Source organism: Streptomyces sp. NH27, assembly GCF_056859195.1.
The window spans coordinates 1-16,180 of sequence record NZ_JACEGK010000120.1 but is presented as its reverse complement, the minus strand read 5'-3'; the positions used below and the strand labels follow the sequence as shown (position 1 = coordinate 16,180).

Here is a 16,180-nt window from a genome sequence, read left to right as displayed (position 1 = left end):
CACGTCGCCTCCGTCGCCATCACGGGAGTCCGGTGCACCGCCGGCGGCCGCACGGACACGGCGAACGCCACGATCCGTGTCCGCTACGACGGCGGCGCGGGAAGCCTGCGGGCCACCTGGTGGCGCAGCGCCACGGGCACTTCGCAGGGCGCGATCGCCCTGGTCTCTCCCCAGACCGAGCAATTCCCCAAGGGAGCACACAGCTTCACCTACAACGGCAAGCTCTCGGACATCACCCCGGACCCCGAGCGCCCATACATCGGCATCACGGTCTCCACCACCCCCGCCGCCGCGTCCGGCGACAACTCCTCAGCGGTCGTGTGCCGTTGACGTACCGTCCCGTCAACTCGCCAAGGCGCCGACCCCTTGATCCGCCGCGCCGCCGACCCGTCACGCCGACGGCCCGCCCGCACACCAGGTGCGGGCGGGCCGACGGACCCTCGGTCGCTCGAACTCAGCGCGGCGACAGGCGGTACAGCGCTGCCGCACCCGCCTTGAGGTGGACGTGCAGCGTGCCCGGGTGGGCCGCGCCGCTGTACCTGCCGGTGGCCGGCACGAAGTCCGACACGCCCCCGACGTTCTTCTGGTTGATGCCGAGCCGCACTGAGGCGGCGCCGTCGGGGTTCCGGTTGGTGACGAGCAGGTAGCGGGTGCCGTCGTCCTGCGCGTTCCTGAACAGCCCGATGACGGCGGCGTCGCCGGTGGCCGAAGTCAGGTGGTCGCCCGGGGCGAAGGCGACGGCGCTGGGCGGCAGCGGATTGTCGTTGGCGTGCTGGACCGACTCCGAGACCAGCGGCTTGAGTTGGCGACCGACCGGCTGGAGCCAGTTGCGGTTCAGCTTCCGGGCCGCGCCGTACAGCGGGGTCTGCTTGCCCTCGGGGGTGATCAGCGCCTTGGTGAAGCCCTCGCCGCGGGCCGGGTCCGGTGTCCAGTAGGTGAAGTACTGGATGCCCTTGCAGCCGTACGCCAGGCTGACGTTGGTCTGCCACGCCAACTGCGAGGCGGTGGGCACCCGGTGGTTGTTGAAGCCCACCGACTGGATGTACGTCCATGCCGGCAGGCCGGACTTCAGCGCCGCCTCGCGGTAGATCGCCCAGTTGTCGAAGTAGTTGATGTCGATGCCGTCGGCGAGGATCGGGTACCGGTCGAACGAGATCAGCGGCGGCTGCACCGTGTCGATGTACGCCTGCACGAAGGCCGCGTAGCCCGGGCCGTTGCCCGGCACGAGGTTGGAGTACGGCAGCAGGCCCGGCGCGACCTTGCGCACGATGTCGGTGAGCGCCCCGACCGTGGGGAACCGGGACTGGGCGGGCTCGTCGAAGACGTTGAACCCGGCGAGGGAGGGGTGACTGGCGTAACTGCCCAGCGCCGCCTGGACCCATGAGGTCGCGTCGGCGGTGGTGAGGGAGGACGGCACGGTCCTGTCGTCGGTGACCGACATGTACTGCGCAATCGCCTGGACCCGTGGATCGCCGGCTATCAGCACCTTCAGGCCGACCTGATCGGCCATCTGCAGCGCGTAGCCGCCGCTTTGCGGGTCGAACTGGTAGTTCCCGGTGATCAGAAAGGTGAACCCGGCGTCGCTGATCTCCTGGTAGCGGTCGAGCGTGGTCTCGTACGGATGCGGGGGCCAGAACAGCCCGATCGGGAAGTCCGGCCCGCCGGTGAGCGGAAGGTCGGCGCTGCCCGCGGCGGCCGAGGCCGTGTCCGCCGAACTCGCCGTGCCGCCAGCCGAGTTGGTCGCCGACGAGTCGGCCGCTGCCGGGTCGGCTGCCGCCGCCCGGCCGGCGGCCATCCCGCTCGCGGCAAGCACACCGGCGCCCAGGCCGGCGGCCTGGAGCAGCGTACGGCGGTGCATCGCGGGCGAAGTGCCGGAGATCGAGGGGTCCTGCTCTGGCATGGCCTACTCCGATCGTTGGAACGCGTGAACGAGGAGGGGGGCTTCGGGTCCGATCGGTGCGCGGGCGTGCGGAGTTCGCGGGTGGGGCTGCGGCGGGACGTCCGGAACTGCCCCGGGTACGCCCCGCATCGGGTTCGACGGCCCGTCGACGACCGTGGCGGACGCACACATGCTGGCAGACCATGTTGGTTCAATCAACCATTGCGCGCAGACTTGGTGAATGAACCATGCAGGATTCCCGCTGCCGAGTTCAGCGCCCGCGGCGCCCCTTCACCACGTGCTGGCCCGCGATGTGCCCGGTGAGCGCCATGGACGCGCTCGCCCGGCCGTACGACAGCTGGGCCACGCGCACGTACAGGCAGTCGATCAGCACCAGCACCGAGTGCCGGGCGCCGATGCTGCCGGAACGGAAGGACGTCTCCGCGGTCGTGGAGATCAGCCGGACCTCCGCCGCCCTCGCCAGCGGCGACTTCGGGTCGGCGGTGATCGCCACCGTGGTGGCGCCGCGCTCCCGGGCGAGTTCGAACGGCTCGATCGTCTCCCTGGTCGACCCGGAGTGCGAGATGCCGATGGCGACGTCGGCCGGGGTGAGCAGAGCCGCCGACGTCTTGGCGGCGTGCACCTCGTTCCACCCGCGCACCGCGCACCCGATCCCGAAGAGCCGCAGTTCGGTCTCCACCGCCACCGCGCCGCTGCCGCCGACGCCGTACACGTCGATCCGCCGCGCCCGCGCGATCGCCTGCGCCGCGCGTTCCACCGCCGCGAGGTCGATGGTGTCCAACGTCCGCTGCACCGCGCCGAGATCGGCCTGGCCGACGACGGTGACGACCCGCCGCAGGTCGTCGTCCGGGGAGATGTCCGGGCCGATCTCCGACGTGCCCCAGGTGGAGTCGTCGCCGCGGGCGCCCTCGCGGGCCAGCTCGATCAGCAGGTGCTGGTAGGAATCCAGGCCCACCGCGCGGCAGAAGCGGGTCACCGTCGGCTGGGAGGTGCCGGTGCGCCGCCCCAACTCGGCCGCCGAGCAGCCGATCACGGAACCGGGGTCGGCGAGGACCAGCTCGGCCACCTTCCGCAACGAGCCCGTCAAATGCGGCAACTCGGCCCGGATCAGCGCCGTGACATCCGCGCGCGCGGCCCCGTGACCGTAGCCCTTGGCATCCATCCGGCTCCCCGATCGCTCACGCCTGCCGGCCGTTCGGAAGCCCATGATGTCATGCGATTACGCCATTCAAATCCCGTCGATCGCGCGGATTCGATCATTCAGCCGGCGATGCGCGCAGGTCCTCCGGTGCGATCGGCACCCCACGGCGGGCGAGCAGGGCCTTGAGGGACTGGATGATGGGGAAGACCTCGTTGTTGAGGTCGGCGCCCTGGGTCTCGTAGGCGCGCTGCTCGGCCTCGACGATCACCCGGTCCTGGCCGAAGATGCCCTCGGTGAACAGGGTGATGACCGGCCACAGCAGGTGGATCACACCGGGTATCGGCGGCTTCTGCACCATGATCAGGCCGAAGGTGTGGTTGTGGTGCTGGGCCCGGTCGGTGGGCACGTACGCGTTCCACAGGTCCAGCGCCGGGGGCTCCTCGCGCTTGCCGTCGGTCCAGTAGCGCAGCGTCTGGTACGGGTAGCCGGTGCGAATCGTCATCAGGTCGGCGTACTTGTCGTCGTTGCCGCTGCCGATGATCAGGCGCTCGCCCAGCGACTGCTTGCCCTCGGTGCGGGAGAAGGAGTAGTCCGCCTCCAGCCAGTCCTCGCCCTCCCGCACGTCCAGCAGCTTCGCCCGGATCCGCCCCATCAGGCTGCGGTGCAGGAACTGGTGGTTCATGTCCATCAGGTTCTCGTGCATGAAGGAGTAGTGGCAGGCGATGTCCCGGTCCAACACCCTTGTCTTGTAACGGGAGTCGCGGTGGTACGGCAGCTCCGGCACGGGTGTGACCTCGGCCAGCTCCTGGTTGCCCGGGAAGACGAACACGAAGCCGTGCACCTCCCGGCAGGCGTACGCGCGCACCCCGTTGGGCAGCGTCCGCTTCCGGTCCAGATACGGGATGCTCACGCACGCGCCGGTCCGGTCGTACGCCCAGCAGTGGTAGCCGCACTGCAACTGCTCGTCCTTCACCACACCCATGCTCAGGGGCACTTGGCGATGGGCGCAGCGGTCCTCCAGGGCGTACGGCGCACCCTTCCGCGGCCGCACCAGCACGAGTTCCGTCCCCGCGAACTTCACGGCCAGCGTCCTGCCCGGCTTCAAGTCCCTTGACCGGGCGAGGGGATACCAGAAGTCCGGGTCGATACCGGTGGTACGCGTGGTGGGGACGTCGCCCTCGGGGGCCACATCGCGGTATTTGCGCAACGGGGGCTTCGCCTTCGGCAGCGTCATATCATCGAACGTACCCAGCTGTTCCGGGCCTATCCCGCCCGGCGTTCGGCAATGAGTTGGTCAAATCTGCTATGCGCGGGGAGGGTTCGTGAACGCTCCGGGGGCGCGGGTGGACGGCCGCTACCGGCTGGAGGCGCTGCTCGGGCGCGGCGGGATGGGCGAGGTGTGGCGCGCCTACGACCCGCAGCTCGACCGGCGGGTCGCGATCAAGTTCCTGCCGTCGCAGCTGGCCGCCGACCACCACCTGTGGAGCCGCTTCCGGCGCGAGGCCCAGGTGACCGCGCGGCTCCAACACCCCGGCATCGCCCAGGTCTTCGACAGCGGCACCGAGCACGGACAGCTCCACCTCGTGATGGAACTGCTCGACGGACGGGACCTGGCCAAGGTCCTGCGGGAGCGGCCGTCCGGGCTGCCTCTGGGCCAGGCCGTCGATCTGGCCGCGCAGACCGCCGAAGCCCTGTCGTACGCGCACCGGCACGACATCGTGCACCGGGACGTCAAGCCCGCCAACCTCATGCTGCTGCCCGACGGACGGCTCAAGGTGTGCGACTTCGGCATCGCCGGATTCGTACGGGCCGACTCCGGTCTCACCCGCGAGGGCAGCGTCATGGGCACGCCGGACTACATGGCGCCCGAGCAGTGCCTGGGGCGGCGCGTCGACGGCAGGGCCGACCTCTATGCCCTGGGGTGCGTGCTGTTCGCCCTGCTCACGGGCAGGCCACCGTTCACCTCGTACGAGGACTTCCGGGCCGTGATGATGGAGCACGTCCATACGGCGCCCGCGCGGGTGTCCGATCTGCTGCCGGGTGCACCTGCCGAACTCGACCGGCTGGTAGGGCAGTTGCTCGGCAAGGACCCGCGTGACCGCCCCGCCTTCGCGGGAGCCGTCGCCGAACGACTGAGGCTGCTGGGGAGTTGGGGCCCCGGCCACAGGTCACCCGACGGGTCCGGGGCACTGCCCGACCTTCCTACAGCCGGACCCGTATCGTCCGATCCGTCCGCGGCCGATCCGTCCACGGCCTCTTCGCCTGCGCCCTCTTCGCCCGCCACGAGCGCCGAACGTCCCGCTTCCCCCGGGGCGGAGCCCCTCCTCGTCGCGGCGTACAACGAGTACCTTCCGCCCGGCGTCACCTCCGGCTACGCGCTGATCACGGTCCAGGGCGCCGACGCCTCCCCGGAGCAGGTCATGCCCCCCGCGCCGCGCGTTGTCGTCTTCCTGGTCGGCTTGTCCACCGAACTGCCGGAACGGGACTTCCACGCGGTCACCCGGGCTGTCCGCGGCGCGGTCGACAGCCTGGACGACGGCGTCTCGTTCGCCGTCGTGGCGGGCTCGCAGTACGCGCGGATGCTCTACCCCGACACCATGCGCACCGTCCGGGCGAGCGCGGCGACGAAGGCCGAGGCGTGCGCGGCGCTGGCCCGGCTCGAACCCGTTCCGGCGGCGGCCTTCGGCCGCTGGATACGGCTGGCCGACCGCCTGTTCGCGGGACACACCGGCGCGGTGCGCACCGCGATCCTCCTGACCGACATGACGGCGACGGCCGAAAGCCCCGACGAACTGTCCGCCGCACTGGCCTCGTGTGCCGGCCGCTTCGTCTGCCACGCCCTCGGCATCGGCCTCAACTGGGCGATTCCTCAGCTCTCTTCCCTCACCGGCGCACTCAACGGCACCGTGGACATCGTGGCCGATCCGTCGTCCACCGGCTCCGAGCAGCACCGGCCCCTGTCCGGGGAGTTGGCCACGATCATCGACAGCACGCGCCAGGCGTTCGCCCGGGATCTCGCGCTGCGGGTAACCGCTCCCGAGGGCAGTGGAATCAAGTTCCTGAAGCAGGTCGCGCCCAGAGTCGAGGACCTGTCGGAACGCGGCTACCCGATCGCACCGGGCACCTTCGAATACCCCATCGACGTGCCGGACAACCAGCCGTACGACTACCACCTGGGCATGGAGCTGCCGCCTACCGACGTGGGCGGCACCGCACCGGTCGACCTGGACATCGTCCTGCTCCCGCCGACCGGCTACGGCCAGTCGCTCGCCCGCCACACCATCCCGTTCCAGTGGGTCTCTACAACGGCCCCGCTGTAGCCGCGTACGAGGACGTCCTCCCGGACCAGCCCACCCCGGTGGCGCTGCGCCGGCTCGACGACGGCAGCCAGTACCGCATCGTGAAGGTCTTCCACGACGCCCGGACCCTCACGGACGACCTCACCGCGCTGGGCTGGTCGGTCCGTATCCGCACCACCGCCGGGAACTTCATCGGCATCGCCGAACCCCCTTCCCCCGCCGGCCGATAGTCCTTCTTCGGGTCCAGGAGGTCGACGAGCCAGGCCAGTTGGCTCGGCGTGCCCCGACCCGGAAGCGGCCCGACCCGGGAACTGCGCGAGCCGGGCGCTTCCGAGCACCGGGCGAGCAGTCGCCTCCGCGCCCGCGGAAACACCAAGGCCCCCGGGGCACGTGTACGTGTGCTCTGACCTGGGGTCAAGCGCTAGACCCGCGCGGGACCCGAACCCACAGCCGCTCCTTCACCGACCCAGCAGACGCGGCCCACGCAGTATCGGAGAATAAGAGTACCCTTTGGTACCAGGAGGATGGCAAAGTGGAGATCACGAAGAAGGCGCAAGGCCGAGCGGCTCGTGCAACAGCGCCCTTGAAAGTGGATCCAGCGGTGGACGAGCTGATCGCGGATGGCGCCCACTTCCTCGGGATGACCAAGAAAGACCTGGTCGCCGCGGCGGTCCGGACCTATCTGGAGATCCGCCGCGAAGAGGTCCGCGCCAGCATGGTGGAGAAGATGCGCAAGCTCGACGGCTCCGTCGAATCGGGCGTTTCGCTCCTCACCGGACTGTCACCCGAGCGGATCAGGGAACTCGGCGGCGTAGGCGAGGACGACTGACGGTGCAGCCCGCTCGCCCCACCCTTCGCACGCTCCGCGAAGACCTGAAACGGCGAAGAGCGCGTGGGAGGCGTGGCGGAGTCCGTCGTACAGGCGCAGGTTGCCGCAGGAGCAGCGTCCGACCGTGGCGCCCCATCGAGGCCCGCGCGCGGTTTCCGCACGGGCCGTGCCGCCGACCGGACCGGCTGCGGCCCTCCCACGCGAGCGGGCCGGCGGGCGGCGCGCTCGGGTGGGCGTTCTCGCGTCGGCAGTACTCGGGTGGGCGCGCTCGCGTGGGCGTACTCGCGTGGGATTCGGTGTGCTCAGTGACCCTTCGCCTGTAGGAAGACGGGGTTGGTCAGCGCTGCCATCGGGCCGAACAGGAATGCGTCGCCCATGGTGTTGCCCTGGCCCGGGGAGCCGTCGGCCATCGGGTGGCGGACCTCGGCGCGGACGTACGCGGCGAGCGAGGCGGTCGTCCGCCACACCACCGTGCCGGTGCCCGCCGCGTTCAGCGACTCCTGGTGCATCTGGCCCTCGTCGGTGATGAACCGGACCGTGCCGCCCGGCACGCCCCCGACGTCCAGCCGGATGTCCACGGGCGCCTCGGCGGGAACACTCAACTTCTCCCCGATGCCCGCCTGTTTGCCGTTGCCGCTGGCGGTGAAGGTGAGCTTGACGGCGGAGGACTCCGCGATCCAACTGCGGCCCGCGCGGATGCCGGCCAGCACCGCGTCGGTGGCCAGGTCGTCGGCGTGGACCACGTTGTGCGGCAGACCGATCACGTTGGGGTCGCTGTGCGCGTCGCTGTTGCCCATCGCGGGCAGCCAGCGGGTGCCGGTGCGGACCGCCTCGCCCAGCTTCTGGTCCCAGGTGCTGATCGCGTGCTCGTCGTCGTACGTCCACGGACCGGTCCACACCTCGGTGGCGTCGGCGTCGTCGAAGCCGAACTTCCACTGGCTGGCCACGTACGCGCAGTACATGTGCGCGGGCACCACCAGGCCGCCGCCGCGGTGCACCTGGCGGGAGAAGCGGGCGAACGCGTCGTCGCGGGAGCGGTAGCGCCAGTCGATCCAGTCGCCGGCCGGAAGGCCGAGGGCCAGCCAGTGCCCGTTGCGGGTGGTGACCTCCTCGCCGGTCATGATCAGCAGGTCGGGGCCGGCGTACTCGCCCCACACCGCGTGCGAGGAGGAGGTGTTGTGGTCGGTGGAGACGATGAAGTCCAGGCCCGCGGCCCTCGCGCCGCCTGCGACGTCCGCCGGCAGGTGCTTGCCGTCGGAGTAGACGGTGTGCAGGTGGCAGTCGCCGCGGTACCAGTCCCGGCCACGGCCCTTGGCGCGCTGCGGCGGGTAGTTCGGCTTGAAGGCGGGGCCGGGCGCACCGTAGGTGAGGGTGATCCGGACCCGGTAGTTCAGGCCCTGCGGCGCCACCTGGTAGGGGCCGAGCACGATGTTCCAGGTGCCGCGGCCGACCGGACCGGGCAGGTATCCCGGCGTGGCGTCGCCGTTGCTGATCGTGAACTCCGTACGGGACCCGCCGGACCAGCCACGGAAGCCGCGCCCGCCGAGCGCGATCCCGCGCTCGTCGAAGATCCCGATGTCGCAGGAGTTGGCCGGCACACCCGAGGGGACGGTCGGCTTGTCGTACGAGTACGAGACGTCGATCCGCTGGACGCCGCTGGGGATCTCCACCGGGAGGTAGACGAAGTCGGCGACGCCGGTCTCCAGGAAGCCGGTGACGACGCGGGTCTCCTGGCTGCCGGCCGGGTGCTTGCCGCCGGACGCGGTCCCGGACGCGGTCCCGGACGCGGTTTTGGCGTCGGCCGCCTGCGCGAACGAGACCGGGGCCAGGGTGATGGCGGCGGCACCGGCGATCCCGGCGGCCAGCACGCGGCGCCGTCCGAGCCCGGTGGCCGAGGCGTCGACACCCGCGACATCCGCGACACCCACGACATCTGTGGTCCCGGGGACAAGGGGGTCGACGTTGTGCTCGCAATGCCCGTCAAGGCACATGGGTTGTCCTCACGAATTCGATGGCTGATACATGGAAGCCCTCGGCGGAGGGACCCACCGCGACTCTTTGCGTCGTCGGGGAACGGTGGGTGACCTGGGCGTGGCCTGCCCGTCAAGAGCCGGTGGCAGGTGTGCGCCGAGCGGGGCGAGCACGCCGGGAGCCTGCAGATTCCCGTCGCCGGGGACAACGCCCGGCCCTGCCCGTGTCCCTGCCCGCGTCCCAGCCCATGTTCAACCCGGCGGCCGCTGCCGCGCGCCCCGCCCACGCCCTGACTAATCGAGGGGGTCCTCGCAGATCAGGGCGTTGGCTGGGCTGGACATGCCACCCGGCCGGGTGGCATGGCCATGCGCGGTCATCGGAGATCCCGGTGGCGCCGGAACCAACGGAGAGAGTCGCTCATGTCCATGTTGGACAAGCTCAAACAGATGCTGAAGGGCCACGAGGACCAGGCCGGCAAGGGTGTCGACAAGGCCGGGGACTTCGTCGACGAGAAGACCCACGGCAAGCACCAGAGCCAGGTCGACACCGCCCAGGACAAGCTCAAGGATCAGCTGGGAGGAACCGAGGGGAAGGACAACCCGCCGCACGAGTAGTCCGCGCCGCGGTCCCGGCTGAAGGCGCGGGCGCCGCGTGCTTCGCCCGCCCGCCGGCCGAGCGGACACCGCTCCGGACATGCCCGGGCCGACGCCCCGGACATGTCCGGGGGCATCCCCCGGACCTGATCGGGCCCACCTGGCCGGCGCACCTTCACGATCGGCCAGAACCTTGAAGAGGCCCTGCCGGCCGGAGTCGCTCGATCAGCTCGCAGGTGCGCTGTCAACGGCGTGCGGGTATCCGATCCGGGCCGCAGTGCCGGCCACCGCCGTGCGGATGACCGGAGACTCGGGCCTCGTTGACGAGGTCGCCCGGTGCTGCCTCCCGCACGACACGGGCACGCGCTTCGGGCTCGTCGCCCTACCGGCTCAGCCACGTTCCGAATGCTTCCACCAGACCGGCGTAGAACGTGTCATCCGGTACGGCCCCGGGGTTCTTGCTGGCCTCGTAGAAGGCAACGTTGGTGAACATGGCGGACGTTGAAGCGTTGAGGTTCTTGAAGAAGGCCAGCTTTCCGCGCCCGAAGCCCACGAACAGCCAGAACACGCCCAGGTTGGCGGTGTTTTGCAGCAGGGAACGGAACTCCGACTTGTCCCAGGGCTCGTCCCCGACATGGACAATGACGAAGGCGGGATCCGCGGCACCGGACTCCTGGTAGTGGTCGACCGCGGAACGCATAGCCGCGCCGACGTCGCCCCAGCCCCAGTCGACCTGCGTGTGCAACTTCCCGATCCGCCCACGGTAGTTGTCGAGCCGGATCTCCTCCATGAACGGTTCTTTCCCGCTGGAGAAGATCACCGGCACGGTACCGTCGTCATCGAGATTCACCGACAGAGCGAGGACCCGCTCAGCGAACGCCTGTACCGCGAACGACTCGTACAGTTCCTTCGAGACCCAGTCGTGGTCGAGGATGAGATACACCGCCGCACGCTTGTCGGCTGCTCCGGAGCGTGCCAGCGCCTCACTTGCTTGGCGGGTGGTGGCGACCAGAGCCGGAGCCTGCGCTTCGACCTTCGACAGACTGGGCCGACCGTTGCCCGAGGTGGCTGATGACGTACTCGGACTGCGCGGCTGCGGCAGTGCCGTTGCCGGCTCCGGATCCACATCGACGCCGTAGTCGGTGGCGAGACCGGCCAGTCCCGAGGCGTAGCCCTGGCCCACGGCCCGCACCTTCCACCCTCCTGCGCGGCGATAGATCTCGGCGAGTACGACGACGGTCTCCCCCGCTTCGAAGTCCGGCGGGGTAAAGGTCAGTCTGGTGCTCTCCCCCTGGTTGGCGGTGAGGACAGGCGCGGTGGTGAACACAGCCCCCGGACGAGACGGGTCCACGCTGGCGACGACCACCACGGTGCCGACATCTGCGGGGATACGCGGCAGGTCGGCGGTGACGGTTTCGCCCGCGACGCTTACGCCGCTCTGCGTCGGGTGGTTGTAGAAGACCAGGTCGTCATCGCTCCGGACCTTGCCGTTCGGGCCGAGCAGAAGCGCCGAAACGTCCACAGGCGTCTCTCTTGTCGCCACCTGTAACGCCACAGCCTGCGGCTCAAGAGCCGCGTTCCCACCCTTGCTCAGAGACAGTGCTCGCATGCGCCTCGGACATCCCCTCGTGTACCCGTTCCCGGCCTGCCGCTACAAACCGTAGCGACGTGATCACCACAGTGCGAGAGAATGTCGGAAACGATGCGTCCGCATGCCCACCCCCGAGGAAGCTGTACGCCTCCGCCTCCCGAAAGGTGTGCCGCTGCTGCGCATCGTGCGCACCGCCACCCGCGCCGGAACCGTTGTGGAGGTCAACGACACCCGCATGTCCGGCGATGCCTTCGAGGTCGGCCATCCGATCCGCCGCGACGAGTCGGCAATTCGTCCGTCACGGCTCTGACGGACGAGCGGCCGTTGGCGCCCATCGGGCCGCAACCGCACTGCGCGGCGCCGCGTGGACGACAGAACTGGACGAGGAACTTGCCCGAAGGACGCTGGCGGGGCTGGTTGAGGCTGGCGTGCCGGTGCAGGTGAACGGCCCCCGGGAACACCGCGGCGTACCGCCGCGCCTGACCTCTGCGCATTTATGCGTATGGCCGCCGCGCTCGGCCGGGGTGCAATGTGGCCTCACCCTCAAAGGGCGCAGGCCCCGCCGAACCCCCGTCGGCGGGGCCGCGTCATGTCATGGCTGCGGCTGGCAGATGGTGCACGCGGTCGTGTCGTCGAATCGGATCATGTCGCGCGCGTCCCGCACGGTGGGCATGGGGGGTGATGCGGGTCCACTGCGCCGGTTTCGCGATCACGGGACAGTCAGCCGTGTGAAGTTCCGCGGTGGGCGGGTGCATTCGCGATCCGCGGCGAGAACGAAGTCGGTGGCGGCTGCGGCGGGTCGGCCAGCTCGAGGGGGACGTCGTCGTACGCCTCGCCGTCGATCTTCCCGACCGCGCGGGCCGGGACGGGCAGGGCGATTTGGGCCCACCAAGTGCCGTATTTCGCCTGCCGCCAGCGCAGGATACGGCCGGCGGCCTGGCCGCCCCCGCCCCCGAGCCCAAGCCCAAGCCCAAGCCCAAGCCCAATCCCAAGCCCAAGCCAGAGAGGCTGAGCGCGCCCTCGCTTTTGCGGCGCCCCCAACTGACCTGCGTGGCCAACCTGCAATGGCACGAAAACGTTGTCGGTCGACCTCGGGCGGCAAACGGTCAAGGATCAGCGACAGAGACCAGCGGCGCCCTGCCGACGAGATGCGGGAGGGCGCCGCGGAGTTCTTCCAGGGACCTGTTCTACTTGGCCGGTTCCAGGAGCCAGTCCGGCCGCTCATCGCAGTTCAGGACGCGCACCGGACCTTCGGGGTTAGGGGCGGCGAGGCAGCCGCCTGTGTAGAGGTTGCGGATTTCGGCGGGGGTGCTGGGTCCGCGGTCCTCGATCTGCCACTGGTCGAGCCACCACCCTTTGTCAAGGCACCCGCGAAGACGGCTCCTGACTCCGCCCCGGAGTCAGCCGCGCGTCCGCTCACGCAGGACCCTCGGCACGGCTGCGCCCCGGCCGTCCGTAGACGACCGGGGCACCGAACCCGCAGGTCAGGTCCATCCGGAGAGGATCGACCCCGTAGGCCGCGTGGGACTCGAACCCACAACCAATGGATTGAAAGTCCCGGTCAGGGCGTGCCGGGCGGTGGCCGGATGTGGGCCGCCATCCGAAACCCGCAGGTCAGACGGCGCCGGGCTGTCGACGCGTAGCGCCGGGATTGGCTTGACGCGATGGCAAGCGCGCACGGAATCGACAAGGCGGCCGTGGCCGCTCAGGCTCGTTGGCTTCAGGGAGTCACGCCGGGCAAGTCCCAAACCGGTTTGTAGGTCGGCTTGACCAGGAGCACGCGGCCATTCTCGTCGCGCAGCAGGACATCGGCGGAGACGCGCTTGCGGGCCTGAGTGGCGTTGCCTTCGGCGAGATACGCGTTCCATACCTCGGGGTCGGCTGGAGTGGGCCTCATGGGGTGATGCCTCCGCGGGACGGGGAGATGATGTCGGCGAGCAGGAGCATCTCGCGCGCCGTGCGTCGTCGGAAGGGTCTTGGGAAGACACAGGCCGGCGGATTGCCGTGGCGGTTAGGTTTGTCGTGTGACTGACTTCGTACAGGTTTCCACCGCCACCGAGACGCGGGAGCAGGCAGTTCAGCTGGCGGAGTCCGTCGTACGGGCTCGGCTCGCCGCGGGGGCGCAGGTGGTCGGGCCGGTGACGTCGGTGTTCTGGCACCTCGGGGAGTTCGGGACCGGGGAGGAGTGGCAACTGCTCCTCAAGACGACAGCGGAGCGGTATCCCGCACTCGAAGAGCACCTGATGGCGCACCACCCCTGGGACAATCCGGAAGTCGTCGCCGTACCGATCACCGCCGGTTCGCCTCCGTACCTGCGGTGGGTGGAGGACAGCACCACCCCGAGCCGGAACCCGTAGGCGTCGGCGTCCAAACGCCCTAATCCCCCGCGCGCTCGGCGCCCGGCGGCCACACCACGTCCACCGGGATGCCCTCCGCCCGCGCCTCCAGGACCACGTCGGCGGTGCCGCCGCCCTTGCCGTTCGGCGGCTGCCCGTCCCATACGGCGACCAAGCGGTCCGCGCGTTCCAGGAGAATGCGGTTCGCCGCTTCGTACGCCTCCCGTCCGGCCGTGGCGAACGGCGCGACCACCACCTCGGCGGCGGCCTGCGCCAGCCGGTCGAACGCGGGAGCGTGGTCGGGCTTCACCTTCTCCGCCCGGTAGTCGCGGGACGGAATGACCACCACCAACTCACCGCCGGCGGCGAGGACTTCTTCCGCGAAGAGGGTGTCCGAACCCGCTGCCAGGCACGAGACACCGACGAGTTCGGTGGCGTGGTACCGCGCCACCACCTCGCGCAGGGCCTCTCGAACCAAGCTCACCGAGGCCACGGTGAGATCCATGTGGCCGGTGACGGCGAGGACGGTCAACGGGTCAGCTCCCTCTCGGAGTTCAGTCAGAAAGGCGCTCGCGAAGCCGCGCGCGGGCCTCGCGAACCGTAGGCGAGGCGCCATGGCCGACCGTATAGGAATACAGGTGGGCCATGCCGTCCCTGACGCGAGCGGAGTGCATCTGCTGACCCGCGTCCAAGGCGGCGTGCGTCTGAGCGCACCCGGATACACGGTCACCGCAGAGGAAGTACACCTCAGCGAGTCCCAGACGGTCGAGTACATGGCTGCGGCCTGCCTCGGGGCCGCGCCGCGCGAGAGCCGCGCGGATTTGCTCACCAGCCTGTTCCGCGTGCAACCGCGGTTTCTGGCGGGCCAGTTCCAGGAGCCTCCCTCCAGTAGTCCCGGTGAGTTCGGCGTCGTCGAAGTAGCTGATCCAGTACGGTTCGTCAGCAGACGCGTCGGCAAGGTCCTGCCGGGCAAGCTCCGTCGCTCTCTCGAACGCCGTGGTACGTCCGAGCGCGGCCATGGCCCAGGCTTCCCGGGTGCGCAGCATGGCCCGTAGCCGTGGTCCCGCGACACCACGCGAGCCCTCTTGGGCAAGGCGGACGAGTTCGAGGGCGTCGTGCGGCCGGCCGTTGTAGAGCATCTGCCGGGCCATGCCTGCGAGCACGTTGGCTCCCCACAGCCGGTCTCCACCCGCATGTGCGGCCCGCAGCGACAGACGGTAGTAGTCTTGGGCTCGTCGTTGCAGGCCGCTGTCCCATGCCATGGTGGCTGCCGTACCGGCCAGGTAGGCGAGCACGCGATGGAGGCGTTCCTCGATCGGGGGGCCTGGTGCTCCTCCAGGGCAGCGGCGACCTCGGAGAGCTGCCCGAGGACGGCTCGACGACGCAGGCCCCCGCCATAGCGGTGGTCCCACATGCGGAACACCTTGGCGGACTCTTCCAGTTGCTCGACGTCCCCCAGGCCCAGCCGCCCCGGGCGGGGACGCCGTCGGCCTCTCTCACCCGGGTGCATCCAGCCCTCCAGGCTGTCGAGCAGATGAGCGCCCGACAGTGTGGTGGCTGCGAGGGCGCGTGCCAGCATGCGCCTGTCCATCGCGTGGTCCGCACGGGTGAGTTGACCTGCGAGTTCCACGGTCACGTCACTCTTCCAAGGGGAGTCCATGTGTACCGGCACCTCCGCCGTGTCGGGTGGGGGTACGACCTCACCTTCCCACGGACGTGGAGCAAGGCCGATGAAGCCGCCGGGAATGCCCAGCCCGTCGGCGATGCGCGCCAGTACGTCGTACGAAGTGATCTGCGCGCTGCCGGACATGATGGTGGACACCTTGCCGGGCGTCAGACCGCAGGCGATCGCGATCCGGTTCTGTGAGAAGCCGGCGTACTGCTTGATGATCCGGAAGGCATCCGCGAAGTCGTGCTCAGCGAGCGCGCAACGCACATCGACCCTGGTCAGAATCTCCTGTGGGATCTGAAGAGCGGGCATGGGAACTCCTGGCACATTGTCCGCGGCCGTGACCGAACGTGCCCAGCGTATTACCGAGGCGGTAACACCTGCCGGTACTTCTCTCTGATCACGACCGGGCCGACGCTGAAAGAACTTCGACTTCCACACATCGAGAGAGCGGCGACCCCGTTGATGACGGCACCGAGTACAAGCGCGCAGGGCCACCGCGGCAGCACGGGGCAGCCGACCCCGCCGGTTGGGCGGCTCGACGCCGTGCCGTACGTCGCCCTGTGGAGCGGGGAGCGGGACGGGCCGATGCCGGTGGTGGCGCGGCGGGACGGGCGGGGCATCCGGTACGCCGACGAGCGGGCGTACGACCGGGACTCGCGCGGGGTGCTGTGGTCGCGCACGCCCTCCCAACCCGGCCGTGGGGAACCGCGGTTCGGGGAGGTGCACAGCCTGCGGCAGCGCCTCGCGATGGCCGGACTGCGCTGCCAGATCTGCGGCGGGCCGGCCGACCGCAACGCCGATGGCGTGCTCTGGCTCATCGACGCCCGCCCCGACCGGCTCCTCCCCGG

The 16,180-nt window shown here is 70.0% G+C and carries 14 protein-coding genes and 3 pseudogenes; 8 read left to right on the top strand and 9 right to left on the bottom strand.

Annotated features, from left to right (window positions below):
• Window positions 1–330, top strand: a 330-nt coding sequence (locus tag AC13HU_RS12680) for a hypothetical protein (protein ID WP_483041922.1), incomplete at its 5' end; no start/stop codon positions are given.
• Window positions 331–454: 124 nt separating this feature from the next.
• Here AC13HU_RS12680 and AC13HU_RS12675 read toward each other — a convergent pair.
• The 3 genes from AC13HU_RS12675 to AC13HU_RS12665 all read right to left on the bottom strand — a co-directional run bounded on the left by AC13HU_RS12675 (window position 455) and on the right by AC13HU_RS12665 (window position 4,275).
• Entirely contained in the window at window positions 455–1,900 is a 1,446-nt protein-coding gene (locus AC13HU_RS12675; protein WP_483041921.1) for a hypothetical protein, read from the bottom strand.
• A 250-nt stretch (window positions 1,901–2,150) separates the two neighbouring features.
• The gene (locus tag AC13HU_RS12670) at window positions 2,151–3,062 is read right to left on the bottom strand and encodes a MurR/RpiR family transcriptional regulator (RefSeq protein ID WP_483041920.1); all 912 of its coding nucleotides are present in this window, start codon (window positions 3,060–3,062) and stop codon (window positions 2,151–2,153) included.
• 94 nt (window positions 3,063–3,156) lie between these two features.
• Entirely contained in the window at window positions 3,157–4,275 is a 1,119-nt protein-coding gene (locus AC13HU_RS12665; protein WP_483041919.1) for a Rieske 2Fe-2S domain-containing protein, read from the bottom strand.
• Window positions 4,276–4,363: 88 nt separating this feature from the next.
• Between AC13HU_RS12665 and AC13HU_RS12660 the strand changes: the two genes are divergently transcribed.
• The 3 genes from AC13HU_RS12660 (at window position 4,364) to AC13HU_RS12650 (ending at window position 7,169) form a co-directional block, all read left to right on the top strand.
• Window positions 4,364–6,361 (top strand): serine/threonine-protein kinase, encoded by a 1,998-nt coding sequence (locus AC13HU_RS12660; RefSeq protein WP_483041918.1) that lies wholly within the window; start codon window positions 4,364–4,366, stop codon window positions 6,359–6,361.
• Window positions 6,334–6,570: a hypothetical protein gene (locus AC13HU_RS12655; RefSeq protein WP_483041917.1), complete on the top strand. Its 237-nt coding sequence runs from the start codon at window positions 6,334–6,336 to the stop codon at window positions 6,568–6,570. Before AC13HU_RS12660 ends, AC13HU_RS12655 begins: the two co-directional genes overlap by 28 nt.
• A gap of 302 nt (window positions 6,571–6,872) precedes the next feature.
• Window positions 6,873–7,169 (top strand): hypothetical protein, encoded by a 297-nt coding sequence (locus AC13HU_RS12650; RefSeq protein ID WP_483041916.1) that lies wholly within the window; start codon window positions 6,873–6,875, stop codon window positions 7,167–7,169.
• A gap of 302 nt (window positions 7,170–7,471) precedes the next feature.
• Here the strand turns inward: AC13HU_RS12650 and AC13HU_RS12645 are convergent, their stop codons facing one another.
• On the bottom strand, window positions 7,472–9,097 hold the full coding sequence (locus AC13HU_RS12645; protein WP_483041915.1) for a CehA/McbA family metallohydrolase: 1,626 nt from the start codon (window positions 9,095–9,097) through the stop codon (window positions 7,472–7,474).
• Between the two features lie 462 nt (window positions 9,098–9,559).
• Between AC13HU_RS12645 and AC13HU_RS12640 the strand changes: the two genes are divergently transcribed.
• Window positions 9,560–9,754, top strand: coding sequence for an antitoxin (locus tag AC13HU_RS12640; RefSeq protein WP_483041914.1), 195 nt, complete (start codon window positions 9,560–9,562; stop codon window positions 9,752–9,754).
• Window positions 9,755–10,115: 361 nt separating this feature from the next.
• Here AC13HU_RS12640 and AC13HU_RS12635 read toward each other — a convergent pair whose 3' ends face one another.
• Window positions 10,116–11,342, bottom strand: a complete 1,227-nt coding sequence (locus AC13HU_RS12635) for a VWA domain-containing protein (RefSeq protein WP_483041913.1) — start codon at window positions 11,340–11,342, stop codon at window positions 10,116–10,118.
• A 103-nt stretch (window positions 11,343–11,445) separates the two neighbouring features.
• Between AC13HU_RS12635 and AC13HU_RS12630 the strand changes: the two genes are divergently transcribed.
• Complete coding sequence (locus AC13HU_RS12630; RefSeq protein WP_483041912.1) at window positions 11,446–11,634, top strand: UTRA domain-containing protein; 189 nt, start codon at window positions 11,446–11,448, stop codon at window positions 11,632–11,634.
• A gap of 1,397 nt (window positions 11,635–13,031) precedes the next feature.
• On the opposite strand, the pseudogene AC13HU_RS12625 reads toward AC13HU_RS12630, so the two are convergent.
• Window positions 13,032–13,221 (bottom strand): annotated as a pseudogene (locus AC13HU_RS12625) (NUDIX domain-containing protein); the annotation flags it as partial.
• A 127-nt stretch (window positions 13,222–13,348) separates the two neighbouring features.
• Between AC13HU_RS12625 and cutA the strand changes: the two are divergent.
• Complete coding sequence (gene cutA, locus AC13HU_RS12620) at window positions 13,349–13,681, top strand: divalent-cation tolerance protein CutA (protein ID WP_483041911.1); 333 nt, start codon at window positions 13,349–13,351, stop codon at window positions 13,679–13,681.
• Window positions 13,682–13,700: 19 nt separating this feature from the next.
• Here cutA and AC13HU_RS12615 read toward each other — a convergent pair whose 3' ends face one another.
• From AC13HU_RS12615 to AC13HU_RS12605, 3 genes and pseudogenes are all read right to left on the bottom strand, one after another.
• Window positions 13,701–14,192, bottom strand: a complete 492-nt coding sequence (locus tag AC13HU_RS12615; protein WP_483041924.1) for a hypothetical protein — start codon at window positions 14,190–14,192, stop codon at window positions 13,701–13,703.
• Between the two features lie 22 nt (window positions 14,193–14,214).
• Window positions 14,215–14,955, bottom strand: a complete 741-nt coding sequence (locus AC13HU_RS12610) for an NsdA family TPR-like regulatory protein (protein WP_483041923.1) — start codon at window positions 14,953–14,955, stop codon at window positions 14,215–14,217.
• A 503-nt stretch (window positions 14,956–15,458) separates the two neighbouring features.
• Window positions 15,459–15,641, bottom strand: a pseudogene (locus AC13HU_RS12605) (helix-turn-helix domain-containing protein); the annotation flags it as partial.
• A gap of 153 nt (window positions 15,642–15,794) precedes the next feature.
• Here AC13HU_RS12605 and AC13HU_RS12600 point away from each other — a divergent pair.
• Window positions 15,795–16,180, top strand: a pseudogene (locus AC13HU_RS12600) (hypothetical protein); the annotation flags it as partial.